Source organism: Polaribacter sp. 2405UD43-2 (assembly GCF_058147125.1).
In genome coordinates this window covers 113,526-132,398 of the sequence record NZ_JBYVJX010000002.1, presented here as the reverse complement: position 1 = coordinate 132,398, position 18,873 = coordinate 113,526, and the positions used below count along the sequence as shown (strand labels likewise).

General features: G+C 29.3%; 15 protein-coding genes. 10 read left to right on the top strand and 5 right to left on the bottom strand.

The features are described 5' to 3' along the window. Nucleotides 1-5 precede the first annotated feature (5 nt). The 4 genes from dtd to ACY2RX_RS03850 all read left to right on the top strand — a co-directional run bounded on the left by dtd (nucleotide 6) and on the right by ACY2RX_RS03850 (nucleotide 5,227). Complete coding sequence (dtd, locus tag ACY2RX_RS03865) at nucleotides 6-458, top strand: D-aminoacyl-tRNA deacylase (RefSeq protein WP_490102648.1); 453 nt, start codon at nucleotides 6-8, stop codon at nucleotides 456-458. Between the two features lie 102 nt (nucleotides 459-560). Beyond that, the gene (locus ACY2RX_RS03860) at nucleotides 561-1,199 is read left to right on the top strand and encodes a YceI family protein (protein ID WP_490102647.1); all 639 of its coding nucleotides are present in this window, start codon (nucleotides 561-563) and stop codon (nucleotides 1,197-1,199) included. Nucleotides 1,200-1,292: 93 nt separating this feature from the next. Next, nucleotides 1,293-3,203 (top strand): DUF3858 domain-containing protein, encoded by a 1,911-nt coding sequence (locus tag ACY2RX_RS03855; protein WP_490102646.1) that lies wholly within the window; start codon nucleotides 1,293-1,295, stop codon nucleotides 3,201-3,203. Between the two features lie 5 nt (nucleotides 3,204-3,208). After that, nucleotides 3,209-5,227, top strand: a complete 2,019-nt coding sequence (locus ACY2RX_RS03850; RefSeq protein ID WP_490102645.1) for a DUF3858 domain-containing protein — start codon at nucleotides 3,209-3,211, stop codon at nucleotides 5,225-5,227. 105 nt (nucleotides 5,228-5,332) lie between these two features. Here the strand turns inward: ACY2RX_RS03850 and ACY2RX_RS03845 are convergent, their stop codons facing one another. Next, nucleotides 5,333-5,788: an Lrp/AsnC family transcriptional regulator gene (locus ACY2RX_RS03845; RefSeq protein WP_490102644.1), complete on the bottom strand. Its 456-nt coding sequence runs from the start codon at nucleotides 5,786-5,788 to the stop codon at nucleotides 5,333-5,335. Between the two features lie 152 nt (nucleotides 5,789-5,940). Between ACY2RX_RS03845 and ACY2RX_RS03840 the strand changes: the two genes are divergently transcribed. Continuing rightward, entirely contained in the window at nucleotides 5,941-7,140 is a 1,200-nt protein-coding gene (locus ACY2RX_RS03840; protein ID WP_490102643.1) for an aminotransferase class I/II-fold pyridoxal phosphate-dependent enzyme, read from the top strand. Between the two features lie 112 nt (nucleotides 7,141-7,252). Here ACY2RX_RS03840 and ACY2RX_RS03835 read toward each other — a convergent pair whose 3' ends face one another. Further along, the gene (locus tag ACY2RX_RS03835; protein WP_490102642.1) at nucleotides 7,253-8,275 is read right to left on the bottom strand and encodes a metal-dependent hydrolase; all 1,023 of its coding nucleotides are present in this window, start codon (nucleotides 8,273-8,275) and stop codon (nucleotides 7,253-7,255) included. 79 nt (nucleotides 8,276-8,354) lie between these two features. On the opposite strand from ACY2RX_RS03835, the gene nhaC reads away from it, so the two are divergent. Both nhaC and ACY2RX_RS03825 read left to right on the top strand, forming a co-directional pair. Continuing rightward, nucleotides 8,355-9,839 (top strand): Na+/H+ antiporter NhaC, encoded by a 1,485-nt coding sequence (gene nhaC, locus ACY2RX_RS03830; RefSeq protein WP_490102641.1) that lies wholly within the window; start codon nucleotides 8,355-8,357, stop codon nucleotides 9,837-9,839. A gap of 2 nt (nucleotides 9,840-9,841) precedes the next feature. Continuing rightward, nucleotides 9,842-10,288 (top strand): GNAT family N-acetyltransferase, encoded by a 447-nt coding sequence (locus ACY2RX_RS03825; RefSeq protein ID WP_490102640.1) that lies wholly within the window; start codon nucleotides 9,842-9,844, stop codon nucleotides 10,286-10,288. Between the two features lie 120 nt (nucleotides 10,289-10,408). Here ACY2RX_RS03825 and ACY2RX_RS03820 read toward each other — a convergent pair whose 3' ends face one another. Both ACY2RX_RS03820 and ACY2RX_RS03815 read right to left on the bottom strand, forming a co-directional pair. After that, entirely contained in the window at nucleotides 10,409-10,642 is a 234-nt protein-coding gene (locus ACY2RX_RS03820; protein ID WP_490102639.1) for a hypothetical protein, read from the bottom strand. Between the two features lie 44 nt (nucleotides 10,643-10,686). Beyond that, nucleotides 10,687-12,642, bottom strand: a complete 1,956-nt coding sequence (locus tag ACY2RX_RS03815) for a putative porin (protein ID WP_490102638.1) — start codon at nucleotides 12,640-12,642, stop codon at nucleotides 10,687-10,689. Nucleotides 12,643-12,813: 171 nt separating this feature from the next. On the opposite strand from ACY2RX_RS03815, the gene rnhB reads away from it, so the two are divergent. After that, nucleotides 12,814-13,413, top strand: coding sequence for a ribonuclease HII (gene rnhB, locus ACY2RX_RS03810; RefSeq protein ID WP_490102637.1), 600 nt, complete (start codon nucleotides 12,814-12,816; stop codon nucleotides 13,411-13,413). A gap of 240 nt (nucleotides 13,414-13,653) precedes the next feature. Beyond that, complete coding sequence (locus ACY2RX_RS03805) at nucleotides 13,654-14,706, top strand: nucleoid-associated protein (RefSeq protein WP_490102636.1); 1,053 nt, start codon at nucleotides 13,654-13,656, stop codon at nucleotides 14,704-14,706. Between the two features lie 54 nt (nucleotides 14,707-14,760). On the opposite strand, the gene lipB is transcribed toward ACY2RX_RS03805, so the two are convergent. Continuing rightward, nucleotides 14,761-15,462, bottom strand: coding sequence for a lipoyl(octanoyl) transferase LipB (gene lipB / locus ACY2RX_RS03800; RefSeq protein WP_490102635.1), 702 nt, complete (start codon nucleotides 15,460-15,462; stop codon nucleotides 14,761-14,763). Between the two features lie 74 nt (nucleotides 15,463-15,536). On the opposite strand from lipB, the gene ACY2RX_RS03795 reads away from it, so the two are divergent. After that, on the top strand, nucleotides 15,537-18,851 hold the full coding sequence (locus tag ACY2RX_RS03795) for a reprolysin-like metallopeptidase (protein ID WP_490102634.1): 3,315 nt from the start codon (nucleotides 15,537-15,539) through the stop codon (nucleotides 18,849-18,851). The last annotated feature ends 22 nt before the right edge of the window (nucleotides 18,852-18,873 follow it).

The window sequence follows — 18,873 nt, the reverse complement described above, 5'->3', positions numbered from 1 at the left end:
GATTAATGAAAGTTGTAATTCAAAGAGTATCAAAAGCAAGTGTAACCATTCATCAAGAAAAAGTTGCCAATATTGATAACGGATTGTTAATCCTTTTAGGAATTGTAAATGATGATACGCAAGATGATATCAATTACTTGGTTAGAAAAACTACAAACCTTAGAATTTTTAATGATGATAATAATGTGATGAACCTTTCGTTAATAGATACAAAAGGTGAAGTAATTATTGTAAGCCAGTTTACTTTACAAGCATCTACCAAAAAAGGAAATAGACCCAGTTATATAAAAGCTGCAAAACCAGATGTGGCAATTGCTTTGTATGAAAAATTTATTGCTACTTTTCAAAAAGAAATCAATAAAAAAGTGCAAACAGGAGTGTTTGGTGCAGATATGAAAGTAGCCTTGATAAATGATGGACCTGTAACAATTATTATAGATTCTAAAAATAGAGAATAGTAACAGTTTTTGTTAAATAATATTAAAATAATAAAAATACTTTCCTTGGAAAATAAATAAATTATATATTTGCCCTGGAAAATAAATTTAAAATCAGTCAAAATGAAGAAAGTAATTTTATCAGTAGTAATAGCAGCAACAATTTTAACTTCTTGTAAAGAGAAAAAAGAAAAAGTAGTAGAAGTAAAAGAAGCTGTAAAAGTAGAAACCAATATCGAAGAATTAAATAATGTAGATATAGCTACATCTGTTTTAAATTGGAAAGGAACAAAACCAACAGGAGCTCATAATGGTACTGTAGCTTTAAAAAGTGGAGGTCTTTTAATTAAAGATGGTAAATTAACAAAAGGACATTTTGTTATTGATATGGCAACCATTACCAATTTAGATATGAAAGGTAGTGATGGAGCAGGAAAGTTAGAAGGACATTTAAAAGCGGCAGATTTTTTTGATATAGCTGTTTATCCAACATCAAAATTTATTATCACTAACGTAAAAGAAGAAGGTGGTAAATTGTCTGTAACTGGTAATTTAAATATTAAAGATATTACAAAAAGCATTACAATACCTGCAACAATTTCTAAAGAAAACGGAATAACAACTTTTAAAAGTGAAGCTTTTAATGTTAACAGAGCAGACTTTAATATAAAGTATAAATCAAAATCGTTTTTTAACAATTTAAAAGACAAATTTATTAATGATAATATTGAGTTTTCTTTTGTGGTAAAAACCAAAGCATAGTTATTTAAAATCAATTAAAATTTAGTGTTAAAAAGGGCTTGAAATCTATGATTTCAAGCCCTTTTTTTTAAATTTGTAGTCTATTAAATTTGTATGAAAAAGTTTATTTCCCTCCCTGTTTTAGTCGCCTTGTTTTTGGTTACATCTATATTTGGTCAAAAATTAAATTATTCTTCTTTATTAATACCTGCCAAATTAAAAGAAAGCGCAAATGCTGTTGTTAGAAATAATTCTTTAGAAATAACCATAGAAGATGTAGATAAAATGATTGTCTACAGAAAAAAGATTGTTACAGTATTAAATAAACTTGGTGATGTTGATGCAAGAATGGGAGCAAGTTATGATAATGATACAAAGATAACGAAGTTATCTGCTTTTATATTTAATGATTTTGGCAAGCAAATTAAAAAATACAAAAAAAGAGATTTTTTAGATGTAAGTGCAGTAGATGGTGGTACTCTTTATTCAGATGCAAGAGTAAAATATGTAAGATATACTCCAATTTCTTACCCATATACAGTAGTTTTTGAATCAGAATATAAAACATCAACAACAGGTTTTATTCCTTGGTGGTTTCCTGTAAATGGATATTTTGTTTCTGTAGAAAAAAGTTCTTATAAAATTAAGAATCCTAAATCAATTCCTTGGAGGTTTAAAAAAACAAATTTCGACGACTTTAATATAGCATCTACTGAGTCTGAAACAGAAATTCGTTATGTTTTAGAAAATCAACCAGGAATTAAGTACGAAAAAAGTACAGTTTCTTACAGAGATATTTTGCCAAAAGCAATAATAGCATTAGATAGATTTCAATTAAAAGGTGTTTTTGGAGAATATTCTAATTGGAATGACTTTGGAAAATGGATGTATGATAAATTGCTTAAAGGTAGAGATCTATTAAATGAAACTACAAAAGCACAAGTAAGAGAATTAGTAAAAAATGAAAAAGACCCTATAGAAAGAGCAAAGCTTGTGTATAAATTTATGCAAGAAAAAACACGTTATATTAGTGTACAAGTTGGTATTGGAGGATGGGAACCTATTGCAGCAAACCAAGTAGATAAAGTTGGGTATGGAGATTGTAAAGGTTTAACAAATTATACAAAAGCCCTTTTAGATGCTGCAGATGTTACCTCTTATTACACTATTGTTTATGCAAAAGAAAAAAGAGATATAGATAAAGATTTTTCTTCAATACAAGGAAATCACGTTATTTTAAATCTGCCAAATAAAGGAAAAGATATTTGGTTAGAATGTACCAGTCAAACAATGCCTTTTGGTTTTTTAGGTGATTTTACTGACGATAGAAACGTGTTGGTGGTAACTCCAGAGGGAGGAATTATTAAGAGAACATCCGCTTATAAAGATGAAACGAATCTTCAAACTATTAAAGGAACAATTCAACTTTTAGAAAACGGAAGTTTAAAAGCATCTTTAAAAAGAGTTTCTAAAGGTTTGCAATATGATGAAAAATTTGGTTATGATAGCAAAACAAAAAAGGAGTTAATTAAAAATTACAAATCTAATGTTTGGAGCTATAATAACAATTTAGAAATAGAATCTATCAATCTTAAAAATGATAAAAATAAAGTTGTTTTTACAGAAGAATTAGATGTTTTAATTAATAATTATGCATCGTTAAATATAGGTGAGTATCTTTTTAGAGTAAATGTTTTTAATAAAGAAACAAGAGTGCCTAAAAGATATAGAAAAAGAAAGTTACCTCTAAAAATATCTAAAGGTTACAAAGATATAGATGAGTACACTTTTAAACTTCCTGAAGGTTATGTTCTAGCAGTATTGCCTCCAGAAAAAGAAATAAAAACCAAATTTGGATTGTATAAAGTTTCTTTTACCAAAATTGATGCAACTACTTTTAGCTACAAAAAAACTATAATTATTAAAGAAGGAATTTATCCTAAAGAAGATTATAAAACCTACAGAAGTTTTAGAAGAAGTATTGCTAAATACGAAAATTTAAGAATTGCCATCACAAAAAAATAACCATTTTGAAAAAAGTATTATTTGTTGTTTTATTAACCAGTCAATTTGTAATTTTTTCGCAAGAAATTAAATTCGGAAAAGTCTCAAAAGAAGAATTATCAGAAAAATTTTATCCTTTAGATTCTACTGCAGATGCAGCTTATTTATATAGAAAAAGAAGAACATATTATGAGTTTAATCAAGCAGAAGAGAGGTTTAATATTATTACAGAAATTCATAATAGAATAAAAATTTATACCCAAAAAGGTTTTGAGAATGCTACTCAAAGAATTTATTATTACAATCCAGATAATGGAAATGAAGAAAAAATATCTTCTTTAAAAGGGTATTTGTTTAACATAAATAATAACAAAGTAGAAAAGCATAAACTATCTAAAAAAGATATTTTTAAAGAGAAAAAAAATAAATATTGGAGCGTAAAAAAAATTACAATGCCAAGCGTTAAAGAGGGTAGTGTAATAGATATTAAGTATAAAGTAACTTCTCCTTATTATTATAAAATTGATGAGGTAGAATTTCAGTTTAGAATTCCTGTAAAAAAAATAAACTATGCTATAGAAATTCCTGAGTATTATAAATTTAAATCCTCTTTTAAAGGGTATTATTCTGTTGTGCCAAAAAATGAAAGAAAAAATAGTTCTTTAAGAATTACATCTAAATCTAGAAGTGGCTGGAATGTTACTAGAATAAATACCAGTTATAATAAAATAGATTTCACTACTAATGTTTTAAAATTTAATGCAGATAATATTCCTGCCCTAAAAGATGATGAACCTTTTGTTAGTAACGTTCAAAATTATAGAGGAGGAGTGAAATTCGAATTAACCCAAACCGATTTTTTAAGCATTGGTGGTGGTATAAAATCATATTCTAATACGTGGGAAAATGTAAGTAAACAAATATTTAGATCATCTAATTTTGGTTCAGAATTAAATAAATCTAGTTATTATAAAAACGATCTAAAAAATGTTTTAGCTAACGCAAAAACAGAAGCACATAAAATGATAGCTATTTTTCAGTTTGTTAAAAACAAAGTAAAGTGGAATGGTTATTATGGCAAATACACAAGCAAAGGAGTTAGAAAGGCATATAAAGAAAGAGAGGGTAATGTTGCAGAAATAAATTTAATGTTAACATCAATGCTACGTTATGCAGGTTTAAATGCAAATCCGGTATTGTTAAGTTCTAGAAACAATGGTATTCCTCTGTTTCCAACATTAGACGGATTTAATTATGTTATTTCTATGGTTCAATTTCAAGATAATTCTTATGTTTTGTTAGATGCTACACATCCATATAGTGTTCCTAATATTTTGCCTGTTAGAGCTTTAAATTGGAATGGAAGAAAAGTAACTAAAGAAGGCAAATCTTCTTGGGTGAAACTAACTTCTTCTAAATATGCTTTTGAAGAAAATATTATTATGGCTCGTATTACAGATGATTTTATGGTTAAAGGTATGGTAAGAACTAAATATGATAATTTAGCAGCATTAACTTACAGGAGTAAAAATAACCATTTAAAAGAAGAGCAAGTTATTTCTAATCTTGAAGAAAAAAATAGTTTTGAAATAGAAGATTATAAATTAGTTCATAAAAAAAATATAGGGAAACCCGTTATAAGTACAGTAAAGTTTTTAAGCGATAATTTAATTGAATCGATAAACGGAAAATTGTATTTAGAACCTTTACTATTTTTAGCAAAAAACAAAAATCCTTTTAAATCAAATGATAGAAAATTTCCTGTAGATTTCGAATCGCCATTAAAGAAAACAACAAGAGTTTCAATCCAGATACCAAAAGGGTATAAGTTGGAAAAATTACCAGAACCAATTTCAATAAGTTTGCCAGAAAAATTAGGCGTTTTTAAGTTTCAATTAAGTCAAAAAGGCACTAAAATTAGTGCCTACTCAATTTTACAGTTCAACCAAGCAATTATTACGCCTAATTATTATCCTGTTTTAAAAGAATTTTATAATCAGTTGGTTAAAAAACAATCAGAGAAAATAGTTTTAGTCAAAGAATAATAAATTAAACCCAAGATTTAATCGAAAAGAATTCCTAGAGGCTCTGCCTCTGGGTTTCCGTTGAAATTGTCATTCCCGTGAAAGTGGGAATCTAAATACAGAATTTTATAAATGTATTGCAGTTGTATTTTTAACATCTTCAATGGCAAAAGTACTATGAGTGCTGCCAATATATTTTATGGCAGTAAGTTTTGTTACCATAAAATCTCTGTAACTATCCATATCTTTTACATAGATTTTTAAGATGTAATCATAATCTCCACTCACGTGAAAACATTCAGAAACTTCCTCTAGTTTTAAAATTTCACGCTCAAAAGTGGTAACATAATCTTTAGAATGCTGAATGAGTTTTATATGGCAAAAAACCAAAAAAGATTTCTCAATTTTATGTTTATTGATGATAGCTACATATTTCTGAATAACTTTATTATTTTCTAACTTTTTAATCCGCTCATAAACAGCAGTTACCGATAAATTAAGCTGTAACGAAAGTTGTTTAGTAGTCTGTTTACTATCATTTTGTAATAAATTGATGATTTTTTTATCGGTAGAATCTAACATAAAATTTTTCTAAAAATTAAAACGTATATAAAGTTTGATAGTTTTTTAAACTAAATATGAAATCAAAAATAGAAAAATAAACTATATTTTGCATTTATTGTTGACTATAATTCTAAATTGTTGTCAATTTGTACAAATCTAAAACTACTATTATGAAATTCAATCCAGCAGATAATATTCAAGATTTACAATATTTTGGTGAATTTGGTGGCGTAAATCCATCAATTTCAGACTCATCAACATATACATTTCTTTCAGCAAAAACAATGTTTGATACTTTTGAAGGAAATGCAGACGGTTGTTACTTATATTCGCGTCACTCATCACCATCAAATTTATATTTAGGTGAAGCTTTAGCGGCAATGGAAGGTACAGAAACAGCCAATGTTGCAGCATCTGGTATGGGAGCAATTACACCTGTATTATTACAATTATGTGGTGCAGGAGATCATATAGTTTCTAGTAGAACTATTTACGGAGGAACGTATGCTTTCTTAAAAAACTTTACGCCAAGATTAAATATTACAACCACTTTTGTTAACATTACAAAATTAGATGTGGTAGAAGCTGCAATTACAAAAAACACCAAAGTTTTGTATTGCGAATCTGTAAGCAATCCTTTGTTAGAAGTTGCAGATATTGCAGGTTTATCAGCTTTAGCAAAAAAATACAATTTAAAATTAGTGGTAGATAATACATTTTCTCCATTGTCAATTTCGCCAGCAAAGTTAGGCGCAGATGTGGTTTGTCATAGTTTAACAAAGTTTATCAACGGTTCTTCAGATACAGTTGGTGGCGTAGTTTGCGGTACGCAAGAATTTATAAATGATTTACGAAATGTAAATGATGGCGCAAGTATGTTGTTAGGTGCTACAATGGATAGTTTAAGAGCGGCATCCGTTTTAAAAAATATGAGAACTTTGCATATTAGAATGAAACAACACAGTTTTAACGCTGCTTTTTTAGCTGATAAATTTCAAGCGGATGGATTAAAAACTGTTTATCCAGGTTTAGCATCTCATCCTTCTCACAAGCTTTTTAAATCGATGATGAATGCTGAATATGGTTTTGGTGGAATGTTAACTATTGATGTAGGTTCTTTAGAAAAAGCTAATGAATTAATGGAACTAATGCAACACAAAAATTTAGGTTATTTAGCAGTAAGTTTAGGCTTTTACAAAACATTGTTTTCTGCTCCAGGAAGTTCTACATCATCAGAAATACCAGAAGATGAACAAAAACAAATGGGGCTTTCTGACGGATTAATTCGTTTTTCTATTGGTTTAGATAATGATATTGAACGCACTTACCAAATGATGAAATCTTGTATGAAAAAAGTTGGGGTTTTGTAGGATTAAATAGTTTGAAGTTTGAAGCTTGGAGTTTGAAGTTTGGAGAGGGAAGTTGGAATTTATAAAAAGTTTTTATTTTTGCTAACCACTAACCACTAACCACTAACCACTATTATATTCCTTTTAAACGTTCAATAAATTTGCTAAAATCTTTTTTATTGGGTGGGTTTCCATCAAAAGGTAGAATATCCCATTTATCATTTTTAAAGAAAATAGTAAAGTTAAAAACAGCGGTATTTGCATCATCAGGATTTAACATAGGGTAACGCAAATCTGTGTATTGATAAGTACCCACTTTTTCCTTTTTAGAAAGATTAAAATAGTTGTTGCTAAACCAAGCAAGTGTCTGTAAATTTTCATCATTCATATCAATTAAATCGTGATTTTTATCAACAGTTATTATTTTATCAGAAATTGATTTTTTGTCAAACAAAGAATAAAAAGCTAAATGATATTTATCTTCTGTTTCGGCAACAGCATACCATAAAATATTGTTTAAAATGGTAGGTTGTGCAGAAAATCTGTTGTAAACAATTCTAGCTTTTTTAAAAGATTTTTTAAAAACAGAATCTATATAAAATTTATTAAATATGGTAAAAACCATATAAGCAGCACTTATATATAAACCTGCTTTTAACCACCAAGTTCTTCTTGTTTTTTTTCGGTTGTAAAACATCATAATAATTAGGCACAATAAAAACGGAACAGTATATAAAGGATCTACAACAGAGATATTGTTAAAGGCTACTCTGTACTCAGAAAAGGGAGCAAATAATTGCGTTCCATAAGGCGTAAAAGCATCTAAAATAGGATGTGTAAAAATAGACCAGAAGAAGAGCCAAATCCAATCTTTAAGAAGGGTTGTATTCTTTCTTCTTCCAAAATTATAGAGTTTGTATGTAATCCATCCAAAGAGAAAAGCACTTAAAATGGCAAATAAAATAGAGTGCATAAACCCTCTATGAAAAGCCATTGCTTGTATTTCATTATTGTATAAAAACCTACCAACAAATACATCTAAATCTGGAATTGTACCACCAATTGCTCCAAATAAAAGTGCTTTATTTCCAATCTTTTTTCCTAAGACTGCTTCTCCGCAAGCAGCACCTAAAACAATTTGAGTTAAAGAATCCATAAGCGCAAATGTAAGTCAACAGATTCAATTTGCATAACTTGGTCTAAAATCGTAACATTACAATACCAAAAAACTTAGAATGCAAGACAATAAAAACCTATCAAAAATTAAAATAAAAAATCAAAAAATTATTGAAAACAAAGAGTTGAGTATTTGGGAAGCAATGTTTCCTGTTTTAGCATTAGTGGCAATGTTAGCTTACAATGTTTTTGTTTTCGGAGACGAAGCCTTAAGTGGTAGTAATCAATTTGTTTTGTTATTGGGAGGAGCAGTTGCTGCTTTTGTAGGTTTTAGAAATAAGGTTTCTTATAAAAGAATGATAGAAGAGGTTGCAGAGAATATAAAATCTACGGCTGGCGCTATTTTAATTTTATTGATGGTAGGTGCTTTAGCGGGTACTTGGTTGATAAGTGGAATTATTCCTGCAATGATTTATTATGGCTTGCAAGTTTTAAATCCGACAATATTTTTGGCAGCATGTTTAATTATTTGTGCTGTAATTTCTATTGCTACTGGTAGTTCTTGGACAACCTCAGCAACAGTTGGTATTGCCTTAATTGGTATTGGAGAAGCGCTAGGAATCTCTTTAGGAATGACAGCAGGTGCCGTTTTATCTGGTGCCTATTTTGGAGATAAAATGTCCCCAATGTCAGATACAACAAATTTAGCTCCTGCAATGGCAGGTACAGATTTGTTTACGCATATAAAATATATGGCATACACAACCGTGCCAACAATTGTGGTTACACTTATTATATTTGTTATTATTGGTTTTACGCAAAATACTACAGGAGAAGCAGATACCTCTGTTTTACTTGCAGATATCAATAAAGCTTTTCATATTACACCTTGGTTGTTTTTAGTGCCAATTGTTGTCATCTTTTTAATTGTGAAGAAAACCCCGCCATTAGTTGCTTTGTTGGCAGGTACCATTTTAGGAGGAGTTTTTGCTTTAATTTTTCAACCTGATGTTGTTGCGCAAATAACCGGGTCTAAAGAATTAAATACAATTTCTGCATACAAAGGAATTATGCAAGCCATTACCGTTAAAACTTCTGTGGCAACAGAAAACGCGGCTTTAGTAGATTTATTTACTGCGGGTGGAATGGCAAAAATGTTGGGTACAATTTGGTTGATTTTATGTGCAATGGTTTTTGGTGGAATTATGGATGCAATAGGCGCATTAGCAAGAATAAGTAGTTTTATGTTAAACTTGTTTGATTCTATTTTTGGATTATTTGCAAGTACCGTTTTTACTTGTATTGGATTAAATTTTACAGCATCAGACCAATATTTAGCCATAGTTGTTCCCGGAAAAATGTACGCAAAAGCTTATGCCGATAAAGGTTTGGCTCCACAAAATTTAAGTAGAACTTTAGAAGATTCAGGTACTGTAACATCGGTTTTAATTCCTTGGAATACCTGTGGAGCTTATCATTCTGGAGTGTTAGGAGTTTCTGTTTTCGATTACGCTATTTATGCAATTTTTAATTGGTTAAGCCCTTTTATGACTTTACTTTTTGCAGCTTTTAGAATAAAAATTAAAGAAATAGCAATTAAATAAAAATGATTGTTTCTTCAGATATTTCTGATGCAAAAAAACTTACAGATATTGCATTAAAGTCCAAAGCATTTTGGGGTTATACTGATGCGCAAATAGAAAGTTGGAGAAATGATTTAACCATTACTTCTAAAATGATTGCTGAGGGTTCAGTTTTTAATTTTTTGGTTGATAAAACCATTGCTGGATTTTATATTTTAAATCTGCCAAAAGGAAATTCAATAGAACTAGAAATGTTGTTTGTTTTGCCTAGTTTTATTGGAAAAGGAATTGGAAAAAAATTGTTACATCATTCAGTTAAAAAAGCGATACATAAAAAAGTAACATTTATGACTTTATTAGCAGACCCAAACGCAGTTCCTTTTTATGCTTCACAAGGATTTTATGAAATTGATAAAAAAGAAAGTACTATTGCTGGTCGTTTTTTACCAGTAATGCAGAAAAAATTATAGATGTTTTAGCTATAATTACATTTTTAATTGGAACTAAAAGTGAGATTTCTCCATAAAATCGAAATGACATTCAGTTGTCATTTTGAGCGAAACAAAGTGAAGTCGAAAAATCTAATAATTTTACTTTTTGTTAATATGTAAAGCAATAGAAATTAACAAAAGAATCCAAGGACTTCCGTGTAAAAACACATCAAACCAATCTTGAGCTTGCATTCCGTTTTCTGTAGCAAAAGCATTTCCGCCTAAAATCCAATTCAATTTACCAATAATATGTGGTGGATTAAAAGGTGCCAATCCTAAAGTTAAGCTTGCTAATAAAAAAAGTTTCCAATTATTTTTTATTGTTTTTTTCATAATTTTTTAAAAGTCTTTCCCTTTGGGAAGGATTTAGGAAGGGCTTAAATAAACCAATTCCAGACCAAGCCAAAACGAATGGTAAAATCTCTGTAAGGATAACCAGGTGCAGAAAAATAATTTTTCTTTAAAAACTTAGAGCTCAAATTATCAATTTTAAAATACAAACGCGTTCTTCTAACTTGCGCATTAAAAAATACATCTATAGTTGGGTAGCCAATTTCTTGTGAGTTTTGTAAGGTAAATTCTGCTAATAACGGATTGTAAGCATTTGCTTTGTATTTGGTAAAATATTTAAAAGTTGCACCCATATTTACCAACATTGGTTTTCCTTTAAACCAATAATCTGTATAGTAAAAAGTGTTTCTAGTCACAAATTCTGGAACTCTAAAAACAGAACTTCCACTACTTACATTTTGATACATTAGTGTATTGTCTAAAGCAAATTTGCCATATGTAAACTTTTTATTCACTTTTACTTTTAAATAAGTAATCTGATTTGCAAATTGTTGTGGTTTGCTGTTTTCATCAAAATAAGTATAGTTGTCAATATTTGTAAAATTTAGAGAACCATTTAGCCATTTAGAATCTAAAGTAAAACCTAAATCTCTTGTATTTACGTTGCTAAAATTGTTTTGCCAATTATAATTATCAAACTTACTTTGATGTAAAAGTGTGTTAAAATTTGCAGATTTAGAACTGATTAATAAACTTCCTTTTACACTAAAAAGGCTGTCTTTTTTATAGATAGCTTCACCTTTTAAAAAGCTTCCAGAAAGTCTGCTATTTCCTGGGGTAAGATTACCAGTTGCATTTAATTTAAAGTTCTTAATTTTTGCATTCCAATCTGCGCCAACAGCAATTGCATTTCCTTTTAATTTGGTTTTATTAATGGTGCTTTTACTATTTAAAATAGTATCATATCCATAAGAATAGCTGGTTAAATTTAACTTTGCTTTAAATTTACCTAATACATATTTAGAGTTAAATTCTAGGTTTAATTCGTTATTGGTAATTTTGCTTTTAGCCTCATTATTTGATGCTTTAGCAGAATTTACAGCACCAAAAATTTTTGATGAATTTGGTTGTGTAAAACTATAAGATTTGTTTTCGTAAGTAAGAACGTGACCAATTTTTAAATTAGAAAAATCTTTATTGTTGATGCTATCTTTACTGGCCAAAAGTTTGTAGCTATGTTCTAAATAAAGTCTATTACTATCAAATTGATTTTCTGCATCTACTAAATTAACATCTAATCTTGCTCTTGTTGCGGTATTTGGGTCATCATTCTGAAACTTTTCTATTTCACTTTGTGGCAATCCACCACTTTCTTCATTAAAAAAATCTTGCGTAGTTAAATGCCCGCGAATTTCATATTGATTCTCTTTGGTTCTGTAAGTAAAAGTTCCTCTAAAATTTCCGTTACTAGCTAAAGATCTTCTGTAAGCACCTAAAGAACGCAAACCTTTATAAGAAAAAGAAACATTAAATCTTTTTGAAAAATTTAAGGTAAATAGCGCATCTAAAACTTGCCCTTGTTGTAAACCAGTTCTGTATAAAATTTCTGAAGTTGTGGTGGGTACTTCATAATATTTTATTTCATCAACCTCTAAATAACTAAATTGTTTTGCCCTAAAACCAATATCTGGCAATAAGCCAACATTATGAAAACTATATCCTAAATTATTAAAAGTTTGTCCTTGATTATGAAATGGTAATAGCTCAAAATTATCTTTTCTTAAGTAATTAAAAAGATACTCTTTTTTTAGTGTTAAAGTGGTGTCTATGTATGTTGTATCTCTTTTATGAGAAAAAACTTTATAATCTGTATATTTTGTTTTACCAGATAATTTTACTTTTACTTGCCCTAAGTTATTTAAAGTGTCGTTCCTAGAATTTCCAAAAGAATTTCCGTCAATTTGCTCTCTTATTCTCTGAGAATACAAGTTGCTTAAGCAAATAAAAAGTAGGGTTATAAAGAAAAATTGTTGTTTATTCATAGTGAATTTCTACAAAGCAAATGTAAAATAATAAAACGAAAATAGTTGTTAATAATTATACTGAAAATTGTTAATTATAAGATGTTCTTCAAATTCATTTGAAGTAAACAATAAATTGTCATTCCTGTTAAAACAAGAATTTAAAAGAAAAAGTTTTCTTTTCTTTGTACGATGCTTAAATTAAATTACAGTGGTTTTTCTTTAGAAGCAGGAACAGATGAAGCAGGCAGAGGCTGTTTGTCTGGCCCGGTTGTGGCTGCTGCTGTAATTTTGCCAAAAGATTTTACACATCCTTTTTTAAACGATTCTAAACAATTATCAGAAAAAAAGAGAGAACAATTACGCCCTTTTATAGAAGAAAATGCACTTGCATTTGGAGTGTCTTTTGTTTGGCAAGAAGAGGTTGATAAAATAAACGTTTTACAGGCTTCTATAACAGGAATGCATCGTGCTATAGAAATGCTAAAAATTACTCCAGAATTTATAATTGTTGATGGAAATAAATTTAAAAACTACAAAGAAATTCCGCATAAAACCATTGTAAAAGGCGATGCAAAATATATGAGTATTGCAGCAGCTTCTGTGTTGGCAAAAACTTACAGAGATGAATATATGGTAAACATTCATCAAGAATTTCCTATGTATAATTGGCAGAAAAATAAAGGTTACCCAACCAAAGAACACAGAAATGCTATTAGAGAATTTGGTGCCACAAAATACCACAGAAAATCTTTTAAATTATTGCCAGAACAATTAAAGTTGGCACTATAATTCTGAACTAGTTTAAGCACCTCATCAGATTTTTTTTAGAAGCTATTTCCAGCTTTCACTACTCGCTGTTTCGTTCCTCAACGAGCTCAAACAAACCGTTCAATCTGGGCTAAACTTTTCTGCCAACAATTACAATAATTCTAGCATATTTCTTATTCAAATAAAAATTCGTGAATTCGGGGCAAAAAATAAATATCATCTATAAACTTTTTCTATTTTTACGCTCTTAATTTTTAGAAGATGATTAAAAAAACTAGAGCAGAAATTACCAAATGTATTTTACACAAAGTAGCCAATAAATTTAATAGCGGACACAATGTGTTTTCTGAAGAGTTAATTCGTTTCGATCAAGAAAGTTACGATTTAATGAAAAGTTTTTTACTAAAACCTTTTGGTAGTTTAACGCAAAGTTATCGTTTTACGCATCACGCAGATGTTAGTTTAAACGAGTTAAATAATTATGCATCAGAAGTTTTTAAAGAAGAAAGTAGTTTTGTAGAATACTCAAAAAACATTGTCAATCATTTGTACGAACAATCTAACTCTGCGCAAATAAAAACAGGTGATGTTATTGTGGTTTTTATTGAAGGCTTAGAATATAAAGATGTATTAACAGAAGCTATTGGGGTTTTTAAAATTGAAAATAAAGTCGATTTTTTTCAAACCTATTTAGATGATAACGAAAGTTGGGATGTGGTGGTTCAAAAAGGAATATCAACCAGAAAAATAGACAAAGGTTGTTTAATTTTAAATACTTCAGACACAGAAGGTACCGTTGTTTTTTCTGTAGATAATAACAATTACGATGCGCAATATTGGATTAAAAATTTCTTATCCGTAAAATTGGCAGACGATTATAATTCGCACACACAAAACTATTTAGAATTGTGTAAAGAATTTTCCGAAGAAGTTATTAAACCAGAATTCGGTATGCAACAACAGGGTAATTTTTTAGCCAATACAGTAGATTATTTTAAAGAACACGAAGCTGTAGATTATCATAATTTTAAAGACGAAATCTTTGAAGAAGACAAACATAAAGAATTATTTGACGATTATAAAAAACATTACGAAACTTTAAACGATGTATTAATCAGAAATAATTTTGATGTTTCTGGGGTTGTTTTAAAGAAAGAAAAAAGTAAGCTAAAAACAGAGATAAAACTAGATACAAACATCAATATTAAATTAGATGTAGATGCACCAGAAGCCGCTTCAGAATATTTAGAACGAGGTTATGATGAAGAAAAGAAAATGAAGTTTTACAAAGTCTATTTTAACGAAGAGAAGTAATTTTGTTAGGTGTTAGTGGTAAAAAATTTGAGTAGCTTATTCAAACTTCAAACTTCAAACAAAAAACGCATCAACCTCAAAAAGGTTTTTAAAATGCTTTAAAATTTTACTTTTTACTTCTTCCAAATCTACTTTTCTACCCAATTCAGACGCTAAAGAAGTTACTGCTTTTCCACGAATTCCACACGGAATAATATTATCAAAATAACCCAAATCTACATTAGCGTTCAAGGCAAAACCGTGCATTGTAACCCAGCGTGAAGATCGAATTCCCATTGCACAAATTTTACGCGCAAAAGGAGTTTCAGCATCTAGCCAAACTCCAGTTTCACCATCACTTCTTACTCCTTTTAAACCATATTCTGCAATGGTTAAAATAATAGTTTCTTCTAATAAACGTAGATATTTATGAATATCTGTAAAGAAATTTTCTAAATCTAAAATTGGATAACCCACAATTTGACCCGGTCCATGATAGGTAATATCTCCACCACGATTTATTTTGTAAAAAGTTGCTCCTTTTTCTTCAAGTTGCTTTTCATTTAATAACAAATTACTTAAATCGCCACTTTTTCCTAAAGTATATACATGCGGATGTTCAACAAATAAAAAATGATTTTTGGTATCTTTTTTGTTGTTATTTCTACGATTATCAATTTTAATGTCTACAATTTCTTGTAGTAATTTAGTTTGATAATCCCAAGTATCTTTGTAATCTTTTGTTGATAAGTCTTTTAACAGTATGCTTCTATTCATAATTTACTGTACAAAGATAAATATTTCATTATCTTTGAAGGATACAAAAATAACTCTTTTTTAAAGAAATATATATGAAAATTAGATTGCCTCTTCTTTTTGTTTTTACACTACTTTTTTTAAGTTCTAGTACCTTGTATGCTCAAAAACTTTGGGCAAAAGCAAATAAATTAGATACTCAATTTCAGAAGAAAGAAATTCTAAAACAGAAAACCATTCCATCAGATTATAAATTAGTAACACTAAACACTCATAAATTGAAAGGACTGGTTTTTAATCATAAAAAATCGGAAGAACTTATTATAGATTTACCAAACAGCAAAGGTGGTTTTTCTAAATACAAACTAACGGAAGTTTCTAATTTAGATAAAGCTTTGGCTAAGAAATATCCTATGATAAAATCGTATACTGCAGTTGGTGTAAAAAATCCTTTATCAACAGCAAAAATAAGTATGGGTACAGATGGTTTTCACGCAGTTTTGTTTACGAAAGGAAAAAAATCATTATATATAGACCCTTATACAAAAGATAAAAAAGGATATATTTTATACAAAAGAGATGGCTTATATTCTAATGATAAAGAATTTGAATGTTTAGTTGATAATAATTCTAGCATTACAACTGCGTTTAACAAAAGTAATAATACAGAAAAATTAAGAACTTTTCGTTTGGCTTTAGCTTGTACAGGCGAGTATGCTCAGTTTCATTTAACAAGACAAAATATTTCTGCTTCTGCTTCTATAGCAACAAAAAAAGCAGCAATTTTATCTGCAATGAATACATCAATTACAAGAGTTAATCAAATATTTGAAAAAGATCTTGCTATAAAAATGGTTATTGTTGCTAATAATGATAAAGTAATTTTTTTAGACGCTAACTCAGATAACTTAACAAATAATGATGCTGGCGTTTTATTAGGCGAAATACAAAATGTTATTGATACAAAAATTGGAAGTTCAAATTACGATATTGGCCATGTGTTTAGTACAGGAGATAATTCTGGAGTTGCAGTTTTTCAGTCAGTTTGTAAGAATGGAAGTAAAGCAAAAGGTGTTACAGGTAGAGCTTCTCCTGTAGGAGATGCTTATGATATTGATTTTGTTGTACATGAAATGGGGCATCAATTCGGAGCAAATCATACATTTAATAATTCTTGTAATGATAACAGAACAAACGCTACTGCTGTAGAGCCAGGAAGTGGGTCTACAATTATGGGATATGCAGGTATTTGTTCGCCAAATGTTCAAAATAGTAGTGATGATTATTTTCACGCAATTAGTGTTACACAGATGTTAAATTATATTGCTACAACAACTTGTGCTACTTTATCAGATACAAATAATACGGCACCTGTTGCAAATGCGGGCTTAGATTATAGCATTCCTAAAACAACTCCTTTTATGTTAAAAGGTGCTGCAACAGATGTTGATGGTTTATCAACATTAACCTATAATTGGGAACAAATTGACCCAGAAATTGTTTTAGGAGCACCAGTTTCTACAAATACTGTAGGGCCAATGTTTAGGTCTTTACCTTCAAAATCTGTACCTGTAAGATATATGCCAGAATTGTCTACAGTAATTGCAGGGAACACATCTTCTACTTGGGAAGTATTACCATCAGTAGCCAGGAATATGGATTTCTCTTTTTTAGTTAGAGATAATCATATTGGAGGAGGGGCCACTCATAGAGATGATATGAGAGTAACCGTAATTGATGCTGATCCGTTTACAGTTTTAGCTCCAAATTCTAATGTAACATGGAATATCGGTTCAAATCAAACCATTACTTGGAATAAAGGAAAAACAGATAGTACGCCTATTAATTGTAGTAATGTAAATATTAAATTATCTACAGATGGAGGACTTACTTTTCCTATCACTTTAAAAATGAATACTCCAAATGATGGTTCAGAAACTATTATAATTCCTAATTATGCAACTACAAAAGCAAGAATTATGGTAGAAGCTGCAGACAACATTTTTTATAATGTAAACTCTACCAACTTTGAAATTAAATCTACAGTGCCAACATTTGTTATGAGTAATACAAGCGGAACGCAATTTGTTTGTAATTCAGGAAATCAAGAAGCAACCTATAGTTTAAATTTCGATTTTGTAAATGGTTTTTCAGAAACAGCAACTTTGTCGGCAACGCTACCTTCTGGTTTAAACGGAGCTGTTGTAACTTTTAGTCCAACAACAATAAATGTTGATGGCAATGTTACAATGAAAGTTTCTAATTTAAACGGAAAAACACCACAAGCTTTTACAATTAATGTAAAAGCAAATTCTACAACTGTGAATCAAAATATTAATGTAAATTTAAATATTACTTCTAATAGTTTTAGTTCGGTTGTTTTAACAAAACCAACAAATGGTGCTACAGGTTTTGGCTTAAAAGAAAATTTACAATGGAATTCAGATGCTAATGTTTCTTCTTATATTCTTCAAATTGCTACAGATAGTGGGTTTACAAATATTGTAGCAAATAGTATTATAGCCAAAAATTCTTATAAAATAAACTCCTTAAAAGGGAATACTACTTATTATTGGAGGGTAAAACCTAAAAATTCTTGTGGAGAAGGAACTTTTTCGAATGCTTTTAGTTTCAAAACGGCATCACCCTATTGTAAATCAACATTTACAGATGAAGCAGATGGCTCAGAACATATAACAAATGTTACTTTTAATACAATTAATAATAATTCTGGAAACGATACTGTAGATGGTTATCAAGATTTTTCTTCTATAAGTACTAGTGTAAAAAGAGGAGAAAGCTATGAAATTAGTGTTAAAATAAACACAGGAGATTATAGAGATCATTGCTATGTTTTTATTGATTGGAATCAAGATTTAGTTTTTAATACCACTAACGAAAGGTATGATTTAGGAAAATTAATAGATAGTAATATTGGTAACGGAACTACAGAAGAAGGAGTCTTAACTTTTAATATTACTGTGCCAAATGATGCAAAATTTGGTAGTACAGGTTTAAGAGTTATAGCAGAGTATTTTGCAAGTGATGCTCCAAATGGAACAGGACCTTGTGATGCTGATCATCAATCTGAATGGGGAGAAACTGAAGACTATACACTTATTGTTGATAATCCTGCTGCTTCTGTAAAAGATGCCGTTTTTGAAGGTTTTAGTTTATATCCAAACCCAACAAAAGGTGAGTTTACCTTAAATCTAAAAGTTGTAAATACAGATAAAGTTACAGTGCATTTATTTGATGTTAGAGGTAGGTTAATAGATCAAAAAGAATATCTAAATACAATAACTAATTTTTCTAAAAAAATAATTTTCGAAAAAGCTTCAACAGGTTTGTACTTGCTAAAAATTGCAAACGGAACCAAACAAACAACCAAAAGATTGATTGTTTTTTAAACAAGAATCAAAAACGTTTCTT